14 protein-coding genes are annotated in these 15,779 nt (G+C 73.1%); 7 read left to right on the forward strand and 7 right to left on the reverse strand.

Going from position 1 to position 15,779, the window contains the following annotated elements:
• The first annotated feature begins 32 nt into the window (after nt 1-32).
• On the forward strand, nt 33-818 hold the full coding sequence (locus tag AW27_RS06365; protein WP_037915477.1) for a hypothetical protein: 786 nt from the start codon (nt 33-35) through the stop codon (nt 816-818).
• Between the two features lie 68 nt (nt 819-886).
• Here AW27_RS06365 and AW27_RS06370 read toward each other — a convergent pair whose 3' ends face one another.
• Nucleotides 887-1,546 carry a GntR family transcriptional regulator gene (locus tag AW27_RS06370; RefSeq protein WP_052029999.1) on the reverse strand — a complete coding sequence of 220 codons (660 nt, stop codon included), beginning with the start codon at nt 1,544-1,546 and terminating at the stop codon, nt 887-889.
• Nucleotides 1,547-1,677: 131 nt separating this feature from the next.
• On the opposite strand from AW27_RS06370, the gene AW27_RS06375 reads away from it, so the two are divergent.
• Together AW27_RS06375 and AW27_RS06380 are read left to right on the forward strand one after the other, a co-directional pair.
• Nucleotides 1,678-2,538: a (2Fe-2S)-binding protein gene (locus tag AW27_RS06375; protein WP_037915472.1), complete on the forward strand. Its 861-nt coding sequence runs from the start codon at nt 1,678-1,680 to the stop codon at nt 2,536-2,538.
• A 288-nt stretch (nt 2,539-2,826) separates the two neighbouring features.
• Nucleotides 2,827-3,885: a DUF2637 domain-containing protein gene (locus AW27_RS06380; protein WP_037915469.1), complete on the forward strand. Its 1,059-nt coding sequence runs from the start codon at nt 2,827-2,829 to the stop codon at nt 3,883-3,885.
• Nucleotides 3,886-3,932: 47 nt separating this feature from the next.
• On the opposite strand, the gene AW27_RS06385 is transcribed toward AW27_RS06380, so the two are convergent.
• From AW27_RS06385 to AW27_RS06395, 3 genes are all read right to left on the reverse strand, one after another.
• Nucleotides 3,933-4,346: an ATP-binding protein gene (locus tag AW27_RS06385; protein ID WP_172671269.1), complete on the reverse strand. Its 414-nt coding sequence runs from the start codon at nt 4,344-4,346 to the stop codon at nt 3,933-3,935.
• A gap of 175 nt (nt 4,347-4,521) precedes the next feature.
• The gene (locus AW27_RS06390) at nt 4,522-6,264 is read right to left on the reverse strand and encodes a pyruvate dehydrogenase (RefSeq protein WP_037915466.1); all 1,743 of its coding nucleotides are present in this window, start codon (nt 6,262-6,264) and stop codon (nt 4,522-4,524) included.
• A 28-nt stretch (nt 6,265-6,292) separates the two neighbouring features.
• Complete coding sequence (locus AW27_RS06395; protein ID WP_304949838.1) at nt 6,293-8,146, reverse strand: protein phosphatase 2C domain-containing protein; 1,854 nt, start codon at nt 8,144-8,146, stop codon at nt 6,293-6,295.
• A 384-nt stretch (nt 8,147-8,530) separates the two neighbouring features.
• On the opposite strand from AW27_RS06395, the gene AW27_RS06400 reads away from it, so the two are divergent.
• Nucleotides 8,531-9,508 (forward strand): helix-turn-helix domain-containing protein, encoded by a 978-nt coding sequence (locus tag AW27_RS06400; protein ID WP_037915463.1) that lies wholly within the window; start codon nt 8,531-8,533, stop codon nt 9,506-9,508.
• Between the two features lie 24 nt (nt 9,509-9,532).
• Complete coding sequence (locus tag AW27_RS06405) at nt 9,533-10,015, forward strand: DUF456 domain-containing protein (protein WP_037915460.1); 483 nt, start codon at nt 9,533-9,535, stop codon at nt 10,013-10,015.
• Nucleotides 10,016-10,085: 70 nt separating this feature from the next.
• On the opposite strand, the gene rsgA is transcribed toward AW27_RS06405, so the two are convergent.
• Entirely contained in the window at nt 10,086-11,252 is a 1,167-nt protein-coding gene (gene rsgA, locus AW27_RS06410) for a ribosome small subunit-dependent GTPase A (protein WP_037915457.1), read from the reverse strand.
• Nucleotides 11,253-11,805: 553 nt separating this feature from the next.
• On the opposite strand from rsgA, the gene AW27_RS06415 reads away from it, so the two are divergent.
• Both AW27_RS06415 and AW27_RS06420 read left to right on the forward strand, forming a co-directional pair.
• Nucleotides 11,806-13,128: a chymotrypsin family serine protease gene (locus AW27_RS06415; RefSeq protein WP_157840140.1), complete on the forward strand. Its 1,323-nt coding sequence runs from the start codon at nt 11,806-11,808 to the stop codon at nt 13,126-13,128.
• A gap of 127 nt (nt 13,129-13,255) precedes the next feature.
• Nucleotides 13,256-13,813: a hypothetical protein gene (locus AW27_RS06420; RefSeq protein ID WP_157840139.1), complete on the forward strand. Its 558-nt coding sequence runs from the start codon at nt 13,256-13,258 to the stop codon at nt 13,811-13,813.
• 128 nt (nt 13,814-13,941) lie between these two features.
• Here AW27_RS06420 and AW27_RS06425 read toward each other — a convergent pair whose 3' ends face one another.
• Together AW27_RS06425 and AW27_RS06430 are read right to left on the reverse strand one after the other, a co-directional pair.
• Nucleotides 13,942-14,484, reverse strand: coding sequence for a GNAT family N-acetyltransferase (locus AW27_RS06425; protein WP_037915445.1), 543 nt, complete (start codon nt 14,482-14,484; stop codon nt 13,942-13,944).
• Between the two features lie 165 nt (nt 14,485-14,649).
• Nucleotides 14,650-15,765 (reverse strand): YihY/virulence factor BrkB family protein, encoded by a 1,116-nt coding sequence (locus AW27_RS06430; RefSeq protein WP_052029997.1) that lies wholly within the window; start codon nt 15,763-15,765, stop codon nt 14,650-14,652.
• Nucleotides 15,766-15,779 lie beyond the last annotated feature (14 nt).

The raw sequence follows: 15,779 nt of genomic DNA on the forward strand, positions 1-15,779 counted from the left end.
ATGTGCTGCTTGATTGCTTTGGGGAGGGCAATGTGGCGGACACCGCCATGTCGGGTGCCGGTTCCACCGGGGGGGACGACCCCCTCCAGCGGGCGATATGGCGGCTGCGTTCGCGCGGCTGTTGGACCGACGCGGCGGCGCTGCTGACGCCCCGCGTCGGCGGGGCGGGCCAGGCTGCCGCCGCCGTGCAGCGCACCGCGCTGCTGGTGGAGCGCTGTCTGTTCACGGGCCAGGGCTGGGCGGAGGCCGAGGACGCGCTCCGGGTCGCCGAGGCGGTCGCCCAGGACGACGACGACCGGGGCGCGGCGGCGTGCGAGCGGGGCCAGCTGGCCTACGCCGCGACCGTACTGGGCGTGCGCGACCGGGCCGACGAGGCCCGCTCCGCGCTGGGCCGGGCGGCCGCCCTGCTGTCACCGGGCTCCCGGACCCGTCCGCTGCTGGATTTCCGCCGCGGCCTGGTGGCCGAGCACCTCGCGGACGCCCCGCAGTCGGCGCGGCCGGCCTACCGGCGCGCCCACGCGGGGGCCGAGGCACACGGGGACACCCTGCTGCTGTCGTTCACCTTCCGACACCTGGCCGCGCTGGCCCTGCGGGACGGCGAGGTGGCCGAGGCCCGCGAGGGGTTCGCGGAGTCGCTGCGGATCCGGGAGGACCTGGGGTTCCTGATCGGCACGGCTCCGGCGCTGGCGGCGCTGGCCGAGGCCGAGCCGGAGCCGGAGGCCACCCGGCTGCGCGCGGAGGCCCGCCGGCTGTTCCACCTGCTGGGCGGCATCCCCACCTGGCTCGCGGACCAGCTGCACCCGGCGCCCGCGGTGTAGCCCGTCCGACCGCGCAGGCCGCCGGCCGGCCCGCGGTGCGGGGCGTCCGTACCGCGCCGGCCCAGGGGTCAGGCTCCGGCGAAGTGCTCCCGTACGAGGGATTCCACCACCGGGAGGTCACGGGCGATCAGGGCCTCCAGCAGGGCCGCGTGCTCGGCCGCGTCCGCGACGAGGTCGGCCTGCCGGACCCTCGGGGCGCCCGGTAGGGGCCACTGGGCCCGGCGGTGGAGTTCCTCCGCCACCTGCACCAGCTGGTCGTTGCCGGCCAGCCGGAGCACCGCCCGGTGGAAGGCCCGGTCCGCCTCCGCGTAACCCGGCACGTCGCCCCCGGCCGCCGCCTCGGCCGTGGCGGCGACGGCCGGGCGCAGGGCCTGCCAGGTGGCTTCGGGCACGGTACGGGCCAGTCGCAGCATGACCGGGACTTCGAGCAGTGCCCGAACCTCGGCCAGTTCGGCGCGTTCCCGCGGGGTGCGCGACAGGACGCGGAAGCCCCGGTTCGGGAGGCATTCCACCGCTCCCTCGACGGCCAGCTGCTGCATCGCCTCGCGCACGGGGGTCGCGGAGACGCCGAAGCGCTCCCCCAGCGCCGGGCCGGAGTAGATCTCCCCCGGTACGAGCTCCCCGTCGACCAGGGCCGCGCGCAGGGCGTCGAGGACCTGCCCGCGCACCGAATGGCGCAATACCTTCCGCTGTTGTGCCGGTACCCGGGGGTGGGCCGTTTCGCGCACGCGGTCCTCCTCATCCGGGTCTCGACCTGTCCCGAGAATAGGTGACGCACCGCGCGAGGGGCCGTTCGCACCCCCTCCAGTCAGGTAAGGTAAGGCTTACCTGTTAACGATCGTGTGATCGGTGGCCCGCCATGACCGTCCCGGCCCTCCCGGCGCCGACCCCCGCCCCGCCCGGCTCCGCGGTGGCGGACGCCTACGCCCGACTGGCCGACGTGTACGGCGGGCTGCGCGTCATCGAGCGGGCCGCGCACGAACCCTCCCCACGCGGTGCGGGGTGGGTCGGCGCGGACGAGCTCGCGGCCGGCGGGCCCGCCCTGGACGCCTTCCTCGCCTGGGACGACACCCAGGTCCTGCGGGACTACGGGACCAGGGCGCGGCCCGATGTGATCGCGGGCTTCGGGCTGCACCGGTACGCGTGGCCGGCCTGCCTGCTGATCACCCTCCCGTGGCTCCTCCACCGGCGGGTCCCCCGACTCCCGGTGGCCGAGGTCTCCTTCCACCGGACCCTCGGCCGGATGAGCGTGCACGTCGGGAGCTTCGCCTGCCTGCCGGACGACCCGGCCGCCGACCTCCCCGGGGCCCGGGTCGTGCCCGACGAGGAGGCGCTGCGCGCGGAGGTGCGGGCCGCGGTCGCCTTGCACCTCGAACCGCTGCTGGAGGGTTTCGGCCCGCGCCTGCGGCGCGGCCGGCGCGCCCTGTGGGGCATGGTGACCGACGAGGTCGTCGAAGGCCTCTGGTACGCCGGCCGCGTGCTCGGCGAGGAGAGCCGCGCGACGGCCGAACTGGAGGCACTCCTGCCGGGCTCGACGGCCCCGTACACCGGGGGCGCCGGATTCCGCACGCTCCCGGGCCCCGACGGCGTCGAACTGCCCACCCGGGACCGGGCCAGTTGCTGCCTCTTCTACACGATCCGGCCGGAGGACACCTGCGTCACCTGCCCGCGCACCTGCGACGCCGACCGCATCACCCGCCTCACGGCCGAGGCCGCCTGACGCTCCGGACGCCGGGACGGCGGCCCACCGGGTCGCGCCCGGCGACAGGAGTGCGACGGTCGGCCCGACGAGCGGCGGCGACGAGGCCGACCCACCCGTAGAGAGGGCCACAATCGAACTCAACTCCACTGCTGCGGACGTCAGTTCGAGACACAACACCCTATCCGGCGGGCCCCGCCCCCCGATGGCGTCCACTTGCCCCGAAACCCGCGTGCACGGCGCACCGGCTGCGCCACTATGGCGCCCGGAAAGCCGCACGACCGCATACGCGAGGCAAGGGACATCCGCATGAGACTGACCGACATATCGCTGGACTGGCTGCTGCCCGGCAGTCTGCTGATCCTGGGCGTGCTTGCGGCGGTTGCGGTCTTGGCGCGGGGAAAGCGCGAGAGCGAGAAGGCTGCGGCCGAGGACAGCTGGGAACGCAGCGAGGAGCGGCGGCGGCGCAAGGAAGCCGTCTACGGAACCGCCTCGTACGTGCTGCTCTTCTGCTGCGCGGCCGTGGCCGCCGCACTCTCCTTCCACGGGCTGGTCGGCTTCGGCCGGCAGAACCTCAACCTCTCCGGGGGCTGGGAGTACCTCGTGCCCTTCGGCCTCGACGGCGCCGCCATGTTCTGCTCGGTGCTCGCCGTCCGCGAAGCCAGCCACGGTGACGCGGCCCTCGGTTCACGCATGCTGGTCTGGCTGTTCGCGGGGGCGGCCGCCTGGTTCAACTGGGTGCACGCTCCGCGCGGGCTGGGCCACGACGGCGCTCCGCAGTTCTTCGCGGGGATGTCGCTCTCGGCTGCCGTCCTCTTCGACCGCGCCCTCAAGCAGACCCGCCGGGCGGCGTTGCGCGAACAGGGCCTGATCCCGCGGCCGTTGCCGCAGATCCGGATGGTCCGCTGGCTGCGGGCCCCCCGGGAGACCTTCGGCGCATGGTCCCTCATGCTGCTGGAGGGGGTGCGCACCCTGGACGAGGCCGTGGACGAGGTGCGCGAGGACAAGAAGGAGCGGGAGCAGGACCGGCACCGCAGGCGCGACCAGAACCGGCTCGACCGGGCGCGCATCAAGGCGCTGGGACGGCAGCACCGGGCGTTCGGGCGGTCCCGCGGCCGCCAGGTGGAGCTCCCGGAACTGACGCAGGGAGCGGGCTCCGCGCCGGTCGGCGCGGAGCCGGCCATACCGGAATCGGGACAGCTGCCGCTACGCCGCCGGCCCTCCCTGCAGGCCGTCAACCCCACCGAATCCCTTGATGGGACCGGGACCCGGATGGTGGACCTCACCGCCGAGGACGACACCCAGACCATCCCCCGGCTGGACTCGCTGGAGCGCAAACTGAAGGACCTGGAGCAGCAGTTCGGCTGAACCGGGCCCGGGCTCGGCCCCGGGGACAGCCCGCAGGACCCGCCCGTTCAGGCGGGTCCTGCGGCGTACGGGAGCTCGCGACGCAGGTCGAGCTCGAACCACACCACCTTGCCGCCGCCGAGGGCGAGCGGGTCCACGCCCCAGTCGTCGGCCAGCGCCTCCACCAGTACCAGTCCCCGGCCGTGCGTACCGTCGTCGGCGGTCGGTACGTACGGCCGGGGCCGGCGCACGGCGTGGTCGCGGACCTCCACCCGTAACCGCGTGGCCGTGAGGCTCGCGGACACCTCCGCACCACGGTCGGTGTGGACGAGGGCGTTGGTGACCAGCTCCGTGATCAGCAGTTCGGCCACGGCCATCGCCTCGTTCCCGCACCGGTGGCGCATCAGCTCCCTGAGGGACCGGCGGACCTCGCCCACCGCCTTCAGGTCCGCGCGGCGCACGCTCCGGCTGATGCGCAGCATGTCCCCCGCCGCCCCGCCCTCGGCGGTGGACGGCTCGCGCGGCCCCGGCGCCCCTCTGCTCCACAGCTTCCCCGTCTTCGCCCCCACCCGCACGGCGGTGTCCCTCCCGTGTCCACTGCTCTCGAACAGGTCTACGGGATGCATGCCCCCCGGGGGGATCCGCACTCCTTCGGGCTTACGGGCGGGGCATGTTGCGCAGGTTGGATCGAGCCATCTGGATCATTCGCCCCACCCCGCCGTCGAGCACGATCTTGCTGGCGGAGAGTGCGAATCCGGTCACCATCTCGGCGCTGATCTTCGGAGGAATCGACAGGGCCGCGGGGTCGGTCACCACGTCGACCAGAGCGGGTCCCGGATGCCGGAACGCGTCCTTCAAAGCACCGCTGAGCTGCTTGGGCTTCACCACGCGCACCCCGTAGGCGCCCGCCGCGCGGGCGATCGCGGCGAAGTCCGGGTTCTTGTTCCGCGTCCCGTAGGAGGGCAGGCCGGAAACCAGCATCTCCAACTCGACCATCCCGAGGGATGAGTTGTTGAAGAGCACCACTTTGACGGGGAGTTCGTACTGCACCAGGGTGAGGAAATCTCCCATCAGCATGGAGAAACCGCCGTCGCCGGACATCGACACCACTTGACGACTGCGGTCGGTGAACTGTGCGCCGATGGCCTGCGGGAGCGCGTTGGCCATCGAGCCGTGGCTGAAGGAGCCGATGATGCGCCGCTTGCCGTTCGGGGAAAGATAGCGCGCCGCCCACACATTGCACATGCCCGTGTCGACCGTGAACACCGCGTCCTCGTCGGCCAGTTCGTCGAGCACCGAGGCCACGTACTCCGGGTGGATCGGCGTGTGCTTCTCGACCTTTCGGGTGTAGGCCTTCACCACCCCCTCCAGGGCGTCCGCATGCTTCGTCAGCATCCGGTCCAGGAAGCGGCGGTCCGTCTTCGCCTTCACCCGCGCGTTCACGACGCGCAGGGTCTCGCGCACGTCTCCCCACACGGCGAGATCCAGCTGGGAACGCCGTCCGAGGTGCTCGGGGCGGATGTCGACCTGGACGATCTTCACGTCGTCGGGCAGGAAGGAGTTGTACGGGAAGTCCGTGCCGAGCAGGATCAGCAGGTCGCACTCGTGGGTGGCCTCGTAGGCCGCGCCGTAGCCGAGCAGCCCGCTCATCCCGACGTCGTAGGGGTTGTCGTACTGGATCCATTCCTTGCCGCGCAGCGCGTGCCCGACGGGGGCCTTGACCCGGCCGGCGAACTCCATCACCTCGGCGTGCGCCCCGGCCGTGCCGCTGCCGCAGAACAGCGTGACCCGCTGGGCCTCGTCGACGAGCCGGACCAACTTCTCGATCTCGTCGTCGCCGGGCCGTACGGTGGGCCGGGCGGTGACGAGGGCGTGCTCCACCGCCTTGTCCGGGGCGGGTCGGGCGGCGATGTCCCCGGGAAGCGCGACCACGCTGACCCCGCTGCGGCCGATGGCGTGCTGCACGGCGCTCTGCAGCAGCCGGGGCATCTGCTGCGGGTTGGAGATCAGCTCGCTGTAGTGGCTGCACTCGCGGAAGAGCTGGTCGGGGTGGGTCTCCTGGAAATAGCCCAGGCCGATCTCGCCGGAGGGGATGTGCGAGGCCAGCGCGAGGACCGGTGCCATCGAGCGCTGGGCGTCGTACAGCCCGTTGATCAGGTGCAGGTTTCCCGGGCCGCAGGAGCCGGCGCAGGCGGCGAGGCGGCCGGTGATCTGGGCCTCGGCACCTGCCGCGAAGGCTGCGGTCTCCTCGTGGCGGACCTGGATCCACTCGATGCCGTCCGTCCGGCGGATCGCGTCCACCACGGGATTGAGGCTGTCGCCGACGACTCCGTACATCCGCCGCACCCCGGCGCGCACCAGGATGCCGACGAACTGCTCCGCCACGTTCTGCTTGGCCATGCCTCCCATCCAGCCATGCCCGCGCCGGTTACGCCTCCCAGACGGCGGCAGCCGTGCGGTCGTCGGCGTACCCCTTGAGGCGAAGCTGGGTGTCGGCGAGGAAGGCAGCCAGGCCGGGAGGCTCCGGCTCGGCCCAGCGGGCGGCGAGCTCCGCCCGGAGGGCGGCCTCCTCCCGCATCGGCTCCGCCAGCCCGCCCGAGCACAGCAGCAGGGTGTCCCCCGGCCGGGCCACAGAAGCCCGGAACCGGAAGGCGCTGCCGGGCTCGTCCGCCGCGTCCGCCGGCTCGGTGGCGTCGGCCGCGGGGGCAGGCACGGGTGCGGCAGGCCCGATGGGCTCCAGGTCCTCCCATTGGCCCGAACGGAGGCGGAACAGTCCGCCCGCGCCGGCGCCGAAGCACACCCGGGTGCGGCATTCGGGATCCACCGGGAGCAGCAGCCCGCGCAGTCCCGCCGTGTACTGCTCCTCCGCGAGCCCCAGCTCGGCGGCGCGGACCCGCAGGCGTCCGTAGCCACGGTCGGTGAGCCGCTGCAGGCCCGAGCGCAGCGCGTCGCGGCGACCGGCCCGGATGTCGTCGGCCAGCCGGCCCTGGCTGCGGCCGACGGCCGCGGCGACCGTGCGGCACAGTTCGGCGGCGGCCTCCGCGGCGCCCGGAGCGGCCCGGTCGCCGCCGGCCAGAGCCACCAGCACCAGGGCGTCGTCGCCGCTTCCGAAGCGGGCGGTGAGCAGGAAGTCCCGACGGGTCTCGCCCCGGTAGCGGGCGGAATCGCCGCGCAGGGAGGCGGCCCGGAGGGTGTGGGCGCCGTAACGGGCGCCCTCCAGAACGGTGTCCGGGACCAGCGCGTCGAGTGCGGCCGGATCCGCAGGCGGGAGCGGGCCCGGCTCGGCGGCGTAGGTGGGGGCGCGGTCGCCGAGGTGGCGCACTTCGGGCCGCTGCCGCGGCGCGGCCGCCTCCGGGACGGGCGGGGCGGCGGGTTCGGGCGGGGCCCCGGGCTGCGGCACCTCCCTGGTGCGGTCCTCCCGGCGCGGTGTCCCGGCCGGCCGGGTGGGCAGCTCCGGGCCGGGCGCCGGCGGGACCTCGACGCCCCCGAGGGCGTAGCCGGTGGCTCCGCCGGTACGCGGATCGCGCGGCTGGGCCCCGTGCCAGGGCGGGGCCGGGGGCGGCGGCGCGGCGTACCGCTCTCCGGGCGGGGCAGCGGCGTCCGCGGCGGGCGGCTGCGCGGCGGGCGCCCCGGCCGGAGCGTCGGGAGTCGCGGCCGGTGCGTCGGGAGTCTCGGCCGGTGCGTCGGGAGTCGCGGCCGGTGCGTCGGGAGTCTCGGCCGGCGGCCGGCCGTACGTCCGGCCGGGCAGCGGCACCTGCACCGCCGGCTGGTCGAGTGCGGGGCCGACGGGCCGCGGCGGGACCTGCCGCTCGCCGGGCGGGGCGGCTTCCGGGGCGGGTGGCACGGCTGGTCGCGCCGGCGGCCCGGCCGGTGCGTCACCGGCCGCCGGCGCGGCGGGCGTCGGAGGCGGTACGGACCGCTCGCCGGGCGGGGCGGCCACGGGCGCGGGCCGGGCGTCGGGGGCCGGACGCGGCGGCGGGACCGGCCCTGCCGTCGGGGGCCGGGCGGGTTCCCGACGGAGGCCGTCCGGCAGTGGCGGCTGCACGGGTGGGCCGGTGTCCGGTTCGGTCCGCGGGGACGGCAGGGACCCGCGCCCCTGCCCGAGCCCGGCATCACGTACCGGCTCCGGCGGCGCGGGAGGCGATGCCCCGACCGGGTCGCCCGTGACACCGGCCGCCGACCGGAACCGGTGGTCGAGGGTGTCCCCCGGGTCGGGTGCCGGGCCCGTGTCCGGGTCCTCGTAGAGCTTCTGCCACCAGTCGTCCGCGCCCTGCTGACTCATGCCCTCATTCTCGGCCCGCGGTGGGGGCCGAAAACGCCGAATGCACGAAAAGGGCCGCCCGGCCCGCGGCCCGGTGGTCCCCTCCCGTCCCACCCGTACGGATCAGCGCATCTCGCACATCCGCGCGACCTTCCGAGTGGCCACCCAGGCGGCCAGGGCGTGGACGCCCGCCCGGTCCGGGCACATCGCTCCCCTCCGGCGAATTCCGGCCAACCACTGCATTGCACGGCAAGCTGCCGCGTAAATGGCGTCTGATCGAAGGATGTTGGTGCTGTGGTGGCACAACCTTGGCAGAGGGGAGGGGGATGCGGCGATGATGTCGGCGGCGGGTTCGCGCCGTGGCCGCTTCCCAACAGGCGCGGTGTCGAAAGGGTGGTGGACGGGTTGCTGGGTGCCATAGGCCTGGACGAGGGCCAGGAGTCCGCGTACCGCGTGCTGGTGGCGCTGGGCGCGGCCGAGGTCCCCGACCTCGCGCACCGGCTGACCCTGCCGGTGCCGCAGACCGAACGGGCCCTGCGCCATCTGGAGCGGCACGGGCTGGCCGCCCGGTCCTCGGCCCGGCCGGGGCGCTGGGTCGCGGCCCCGCCGGGGGTCGCGCTCGGGGCCCTGCTGACCCGGCAGCGGCACGAGCTGGAGCAGGCCGAGACGGCGGCGGCGCGGCTGGCGGAGGAGTACCGGGCGGAGGCGTCCGAACCGTCCGTGCACGACCTCGTGGAACTGGTGCAGGGCGCGAGCGCGGTGGCGCACCGCTTCCACCAGCTCCGGCTCGGCGCGGAGAAGGAGGTGTGCGCCCTGGTCGGCGGAGGCTCCCCGGTGCCGACCGGACCGGACGGCGAGGCCGAGGGCCGGGGCTCGGCGGGCGGTGTCGGCCACCGGGTGGTGATCGAGCGGGAGGTGCTGGCCCTGCCGGGCGGAATCCGGGAGGTCTCCTCGGCACTGGCCCGGGGCGAGCAAGTCCGGGTGACGGCGGAGGTCCCGACGAAGCTGCTGATCGCGGACCGGACCCGCGCCATCGTCCCGCTGACGGGGCGCGGCGCGGAGCCGGCGGCGCTGGTGGTGCACCCGTCCGGGCTCCTGGAGTCGCTGACGGGCCTGTTCGAGGCGGTGTGGCGGGAGTCGCTGCCGCTGCGGCTGGGCACGGCCGGTTCGCCGGAGGAGTTCGGGACGGTACCGGACGCCACGGATCTGGAGATCCTCTCGCTGCTGCTGGCGGGTATGACGGACGCGAGCGCGGCCAAGCACCTGGAGCTCGGCCTGCGGACGGTACAGCGGCGGGTCAAGGGGCTCATGGAGGCGGCCGGGGTGACGACCCGGCTGCAGCTCGGCTGGCACGCGTACGAGCGTGGCTGGGTGGCCCGGTAGCCTGCGGTCGGGCACGCTGGGCGGGTGGACGTGCCGCAGCTGCTCCTGGTGGGTCTGGTGTTGCTGCTCGGGCTCGTCGGGGTGCTGGTGCCCGGGGTGCCCGGGACCTGGTTGGTGTGGGCGGGGCTGATGTGGTGGGCCCTGCACGAGCGGTCGGTGCTGGCGTGGTCCCTACTGGTCGCGGCGACGGCACTGCTGCTGGTGGTCCAGGTGGTGAAGTGGCAGCTGCCGCCCCGGCGGACGCACGGGCTGCCGGCCACCCCCCGGACGGCGGCCTTCGCCGGTGCCGGCGCGCTGCTGGGCTTCGTACTGGTTCCCGTGGTGGGGGCCGTCCCGGGATTCATGGGCGGCATCTACCTCTGCGAGCGGTTGCGCCTGGGCGGGCACGGCGAGGCCTGGGCGTCGACGCGGGCGGTGATGCGGGCGGTGGGCACGAGCGTGCTGGTGGAACTGTTCGGGTGCCTGTTGGTGGTGGGGGCATGGGTCGGCGCGGTGGCCGCGGAGTAGGACGCGGCCGGACCGCCCGGCCGGGAAGACGGGAGCCCCGGGCCGGTCGACCCGGGGCGGGGTGGGCGGGTCAGGCGCGGCCGCCACGCTTGGCGGCGTAATTCGCCCGGCCCTCTGCCGACTTCAGCCGCCAGTCGCGGCGGATCTCCGACCGGAGCCGGGCGTCCGTCTTGGCCACGATCCGCTGGTTCTCGCGCAGGAGCTTGCGGTAACTCTCCAGACGCCGTTCCGGCAGGACCCCCGACTCCAGCGCGGCGAGCACCGCGCACCCCGGCTCCGCCTCGTGGGCGCAGTCGTGGAAGCGGCATTCGGCGGCGTAGTCCTCGATCTCGGAGAAGACCTGCCCCACGCCCGCCTCCGCGTCGAAGAGCCCGACGCCGCGCAGGCCCGGGGTGTCGATGAGGACCCCTCCGCCGGGCAGGAGGAGGAGGTTGCGGGTGGTCGTGGTGTGGCGGCCCTTGCCGTCGGCGTCGCGGGTGGCCTGGACCTCCATGGCGTCCGCGCCGAGCAGCGCGTTCGCCAGGGTGGACTTGCCCGCGCCGGAGACGCCCAGCAGGACGCTCGTACCGTCGGCGACGATCGCACCGAGGACGTCGGTGCCCTCCCCGGTGCGGGAGGAGACCGTGAGGACCGGGACGCCCGGGGCGGTGGTCTCCACGTCCTGAACCAGGTGGCCGAGGGTGACCGGGTCCGGGACCAGGTCCGCCTTGGTGAGGACGACCAGCGGCTGCGCCCCCGACTCCGAGGAGTCGGCCGGTGTACGCAGCAGTGCCGCACCGCTCGAACTGGCCATCGCGAGCGCAAGGAACCGTTCGATCCGCCCGAGGTCGAGTTCGACCGCGAGCGACACACAGATGACGATGTGATCGATGTTGGTGGCCAGCACCTGACCTTCGGAACGCTTGGACGACGTCGACCGGACGAACGCGGTCCGCCGAGGCAGGACGGTCCGCGCGTACCGCGGATCACTGCCCTCGGGATCGACGGCGACCCAGTCCCCCGTGCACACGACCTTCATCGGGTCATGGGGAACGACGAAAGCGGTGTCGGCACGGACGACGCCGTCAGGGGTGGCCACATCACACTGACCGCGATCGACCCGGACGACCCGGCCCGGGACCAGGCCCTGGGATGCGTACGGGGCGAACTCGGCCTCCCAGCCACCGTCCCAGCCGTAGGCGGCGAGCGGGTGCTGGAGCGCGGAAGAGGAAAACGGGTGGAGCGGAGCGTTGGACAAGGGGAACCCTTCGAAGGGTGGCCCCGGCGGCGCGCTCCGAGCGCGCGGATCGTGTGGGTGTCAGCCGGAGACCACAGGGGTGGGAACGATGAACTCCTGAATGCGGGCAGAGCCCGTCACCGTGACAGTCATCAATGTCCTCACCTCCTGCTTCTTCTCAACGAATCCATACGGTGTCCTCGGCAACGACCCAGCCGCGCCGTGGAACGAGCAGAACCATAGCCCCACCCCGGGACACGGCACCACCGATTAAATCCTGGGCTCACCTGCACCACGCCGACAGCGGGCGGACCAGCGTCACGCCGCATGTCGTACAACGTCCTGCGCGAGAACTCCTCGGTTCGTAGCGCAGTACACCCACGCCCGGAGCGGTCGCAGTATCCAGGTCGACGGCCCCCATCCGCAGCGTGGATTCACAGAAGCAGTCACAGAACTGCCCTTACTGGTAAGCGAGTTGCTCGCACAATTGGCATGTCCCTGAAGGCTAGAGGTGTGTAGGGTGCATGGCGTTCGAATGAGATCACTTGTTCGACGTCAACGGGGAGGTACTTTCGTGAAGCTCAGAGGGGGGACCCTCGCGGTGGGGGCGGCCGTTCTGGCGCTGAGTCTGGGGCTTGCCCCCGCCTCGGCGTTCGGGGTGGACTCCGCGCCTCAGCAGGAGAACGCGGCGGCCCAGGCCGTGAACGACCCGTACGTGCCGAAGGGCAGGGCCGGCTGGACCGTCAAGCCCGGCCCTGAGCCGGTCGGCCTCGACGCCGCCTCGCCGACCGAGGATGTCATGCCCGTCGTGGCTGACCGTATCTACGAACTGGGTGCGGAGCGTGGATTCACGCGTCAGCAGACGGACTACAAGAATCGGTCGATCACGGTGCTCTGGAAGGGCACTCCGCCGGCCGATGTGACTGCCTACGCGGCCAGCAAGCCGCTCGGCGTGACCGTCGAACTCACCGGGGGAGCCAAGTACTCGCGCGCCGAGGCCGAGGCGGCGCGCACGCGCATCCTGAACAGCCCGGCAAGCGCCCGCCTGGGGATCACCTGGAGTGATCTCAACGACGACGGCAGCGGGGTCACGGTCGGCATCGCCTCAAGTCCGCGCAGTGCAGTCGCCCAGGAACGGCTGGCCGAGCTGCGTGAGACCGCCCGGATCCCGGACGTTGCGCTCAAGCTCGGTGTGGAGCCGGCCGTCGGCTACTCGCGGGGCAATGACGCCCCGCCGTGGAAGGGTGGCATCCGAACCCGTCACCCCGGGGGAAGCTGTTCCAGCGGGTTCGCCGTGCTGGCCGGCTCCGCCGGACGGTTGATCAGCGCGGGACACTGCGACCGCACCGGCAACGGAGCCGTCTATGACGGTGCCGGGCAGCTCATCGCCCCCGGCGGCTCCTCCGTGGCATACAGCCCGGGCATCGATTCCCTGCTGATCGACCCGTCGAACTCCCCCGCCACCACTCCGAGCATCTTCCGCGGCGGATACGCGAGCACCTCCACTTCGGTGGTGAAGAACTGGTACTCGAACTGGCCCGGAGACCCGGTGTGTTCCTCGGGCGCGAGCACGGGTGAGCACTGCGGCACGGTCTACGACGACGGCGACGTCGTCACACTCTACGGAGCGAACGTCGGCGTGATCCAGGTCGCGGCTCCGTCCGGACAGATCATGGGCGGCCAGGGCGACAGTGGCGCACCGATGTTCAAGAAGGTCACCGGTGGGGTACAGGCCCGAGGGATTCTGCTGGGCCCGGACCTTACCGCCGGCTCCTCGACGTACTCGTGCGGCTCCACCGACCCGAACGTCGGTTTGATCCAGTGTTCGCGCTGGATCAACTATGTGCCCATCAGCACCATCCTGAACACCTGGGGCGTCTCCCTCGAAACCGGGTGAAAATCCCCGGCCTCTGGCCGGAAGCCGCACCAGCGGCCCGCACCGTTCGTCTCGGCGACGGTGCGGGCCGTGTCCCCTTGCACACGTCATGTTGGACTGGCTACATCACGCGAAGGAGCGGGACGCGATGCCCGATACCCCTGACCAGCACACCAGCGCCACTGACAGGGCAGCGCTGACGGTGGAACGGAGTTCGCGTCGGGCCCTCCGTGGCATGGTCGCTCTCGCGGGCTGCCTGCTCGTCGCCACGGCGACCGCGGCGTGCGCAGGAGCGAGTGCGGAGAACCCGAAGGCCGGGGGCACCCCCGCGGCGGTGAAGCCGGCGAACGCCGACTCGGCGGCCACCACGCACCGGAAGACCCCCGCCCAGATCGTGACCCGAAAGGCCGACGACCCCTTCCCCGGGCTCTTCGCCCATCTTCCCGGGACACTCGTGGTCACCGACGGCAACTGTGTCGGGGTGAAGACCGCCAAGAACGCGCAGCCGGAGTTGATCGCGTGGGGCCACGGCTGGTCGGCCCGTGAGGAGAACGGCAAGACGGCCGTGTACGACGCCGAAGGAAAGCTCTTCGCCAAGGAAGGCGACACGGTGGGCCTGGCCGGCGGGTACCTGGACCAGTTCGCCGATCATCCGTGCGCCACCGGCCGCGTCTTCGAAGCGAACGGCACCCAGGCCACCTCGTAAGCCGGCCAACCCTCTGTGCCCCGTGGTGGACCTTCGCCTTCCTCCGGGACCAGCGGGGGCATGAGGGCACCGACGGCAGGCGTCCGTGATCACGGCTTCCGTGTCGGGGCCACTTCGCTTCCGCGCCGTCAGCCGCGTGCCGGGCCGACCCGCCGGGCCAGCACCTGTCCCGGCCAGTCGCCGGACAGGAAGCGCTCGGTGGGGGCGAAGCCGCTGCGCTCGTAGAAGGCGACCAGTTCGCCGCCACCGCCCGCCCAGCAGTCGACCCGCAGGAGGGCGACGCCGGCCCGCCGGGTCTCCTCGGCGGCGTGCGCGAGCAGCGCCGCCCCGATGCCCCGGCCCGCGTGCCGCCGGTCCGAGACCAGCAGCCGCACGTACCGCTCGGGCTCGCCGGCCGGCGCGATCGGCAGCTGCGGGCTGGGCCCGTGGTCCAGGACCAGGGCGCCGACGGGCACACCGTCCAGCTCGGCGACGTACGGGGTGTTCTCGGTCGTGTACCGCTCGACCCGCTCCGGCCCGCCGGGACGCTGCGAGTACGGCGTCGTGCCCCACTGCTCGGTGTTGCCGCGGGCGTTCATCCAGGCCACGGCGGAGTCGAGCATGTCCAGCAGGGCCGGTGCGTCCGCCGGGCCACCCGGTCGGATCCGCATCGCGTGTGCGGTGTCGTTCATGGCGGAAGCCTATGCGGCGGTGGTCCGTGCGGCCTCACCCGGGCTGGACCGGCGGGTGGTCGATGCCGTCGACGAGGACGCCGGCGCGGGTCGGTCCCACTCCCGGCGGACGGCTGGTCGGCGTCGTACGGGGCCGAGGGCCGACCGGCCTCCGGGCCCGGCCGGTCAGTGCTTGCGCAGGCGCGAGGAGTAGTCCTCGGGCGGCAGGAACCGCGACCAGCGCTCCGGGAACTCCGACGGCATGCCCTCGTCATCGTCGTCCTCCGACTCGCCCTCCGCCATCGCCCGCCAGGCGGCGGCCCGCGCGACCAGCTGCGCGGCCTCCGCCTCGCGGGCCCGCTCGTTGGCCTCGCGCGCCGCCGCCGTGGCCACCGAGGGCCAGACGCGGTCGATGGCGGCGTTGACGGCGGCGCCGACGAGGACCGCGAAGGCCGAGATGCCGATCCAGAGCAGCACGGCGACGGGCGCGGCCAGGGAGCCGTAGATGGTCGGCCCCTCCACGGTGTTGGTGAGGTAGATCCGCAGCAGGAACGAGCCGAGCACCCACATCGCCAGTGCCACCAGCGCGCCCGGGACGTCCTCGATCCACGGTGAGCGCACGGGCACGGACACGTGGTAGAGCGTGGTCAGGAAGGCGATGGACAGCAGGGTCACGGTCGGCCAGTACAGGACGGCGATCACCTCGGTCCCCCAGGGCACCAGCCGGACGACGGCGTCCGGCCCCACCACCATCAGCGGCAGCACGATCGCCCCGATGAGCAGGGCGATGACGTAGAGCAGAAAGGCCAGCAGCCGGGTCTTGACGATGCCGCGATGACCGTCAAGTCCGTACATCACGGTGATGGTGTCGATGAACACGTTGACGGCCCGGGACCCCGACCACAGGGCGAAGGCGAAACCGAGCGAGATCAGGTCGGGTCTGCCGCTGCGGGTGACGTCGTCCAGCAGGGGTTTGGCGATGTCGTTGACGCCGCGGTCGGACAGCACCGTGCCGACCGCGCGCAGGATGTTCTCCTCGATGCTCTCGACCGTACGGGTGTCGGTCCACCCGTCGACGTAGCCGAGCAGGCCCAGCAGGCCCAGGAAGAGCGGGGGCAGCGAGAGCAGGGTGAAGAAGGCCGCCTCGGCCGCCAGCCCGAGGATGCGGTACTCGATACACGAGTTGACGGTGTCCTTCAACAGCAGCCAGCCCATCTTCCGCTTCGAGACGTTGCGGTAGAGGGCGCGGGCCCGGTGGAGCCGTCCTGGGATCCGCTCGGGTGTTTCTTTTGCTGGCTGCACGTCCTTACGGTATC

This window comes from Streptomyces sp. PCS3-D2 (genome assembly GCF_000612545.2).
GTDB lineage: Bacteria > Actinomycetota > Actinomycetes > Streptomycetales > Streptomycetaceae > Streptomyces.

Excerpts from the sequence above, each read along its gene's own strand:
- AW27_RS06425 (WP_037915445.1), bottom strand. The coding sequence starts at position 14,484 with ATGAACGACACCGCACACGCGATGCGGATCCGACCGGGTGGCCCGGCG.
- AW27_RS06380 (WP_037915469.1), top strand. The coding sequence starts at position 2,827 with ATGAGACTGACCGACATATCGCTGGACTGGCTGCTGCCCGGCAGTCTG.
- AW27_RS06395 (WP_304949838.1), bottom strand. The coding sequence starts at position 8,146 with ATGAGTCAGCAGGGCGCGGACGACTGGTGGCAGAAGCTCTACGAGGAC.
- AW27_RS06385 (WP_172671269.1), bottom strand. The coding sequence starts at position 4,346 with ATGCTGCGCATCAGCCGGAGCGTGCGCCGCGCGGACCTGAAGGCGGTG.
- AW27_RS06375 (WP_037915472.1), top strand. The coding sequence starts at position 1,678 with ATGACCGTCCCGGCCCTCCCGGCGCCGACCCCCGCCCCGCCCGGCTCC.
- AW27_RS06390 (WP_037915466.1), bottom strand. The coding sequence starts at position 6,264 with ATGGCCAAGCAGAACGTGGCGGAGCAGTTCGTCGGCATCCTGGTGCGC.
- AW27_RS06420 (WP_157840139.1), top strand. The coding sequence starts at position 13,256 with ATGCCCGATACCCCTGACCAGCACACCAGCGCCACTGACAGGGCAGCG.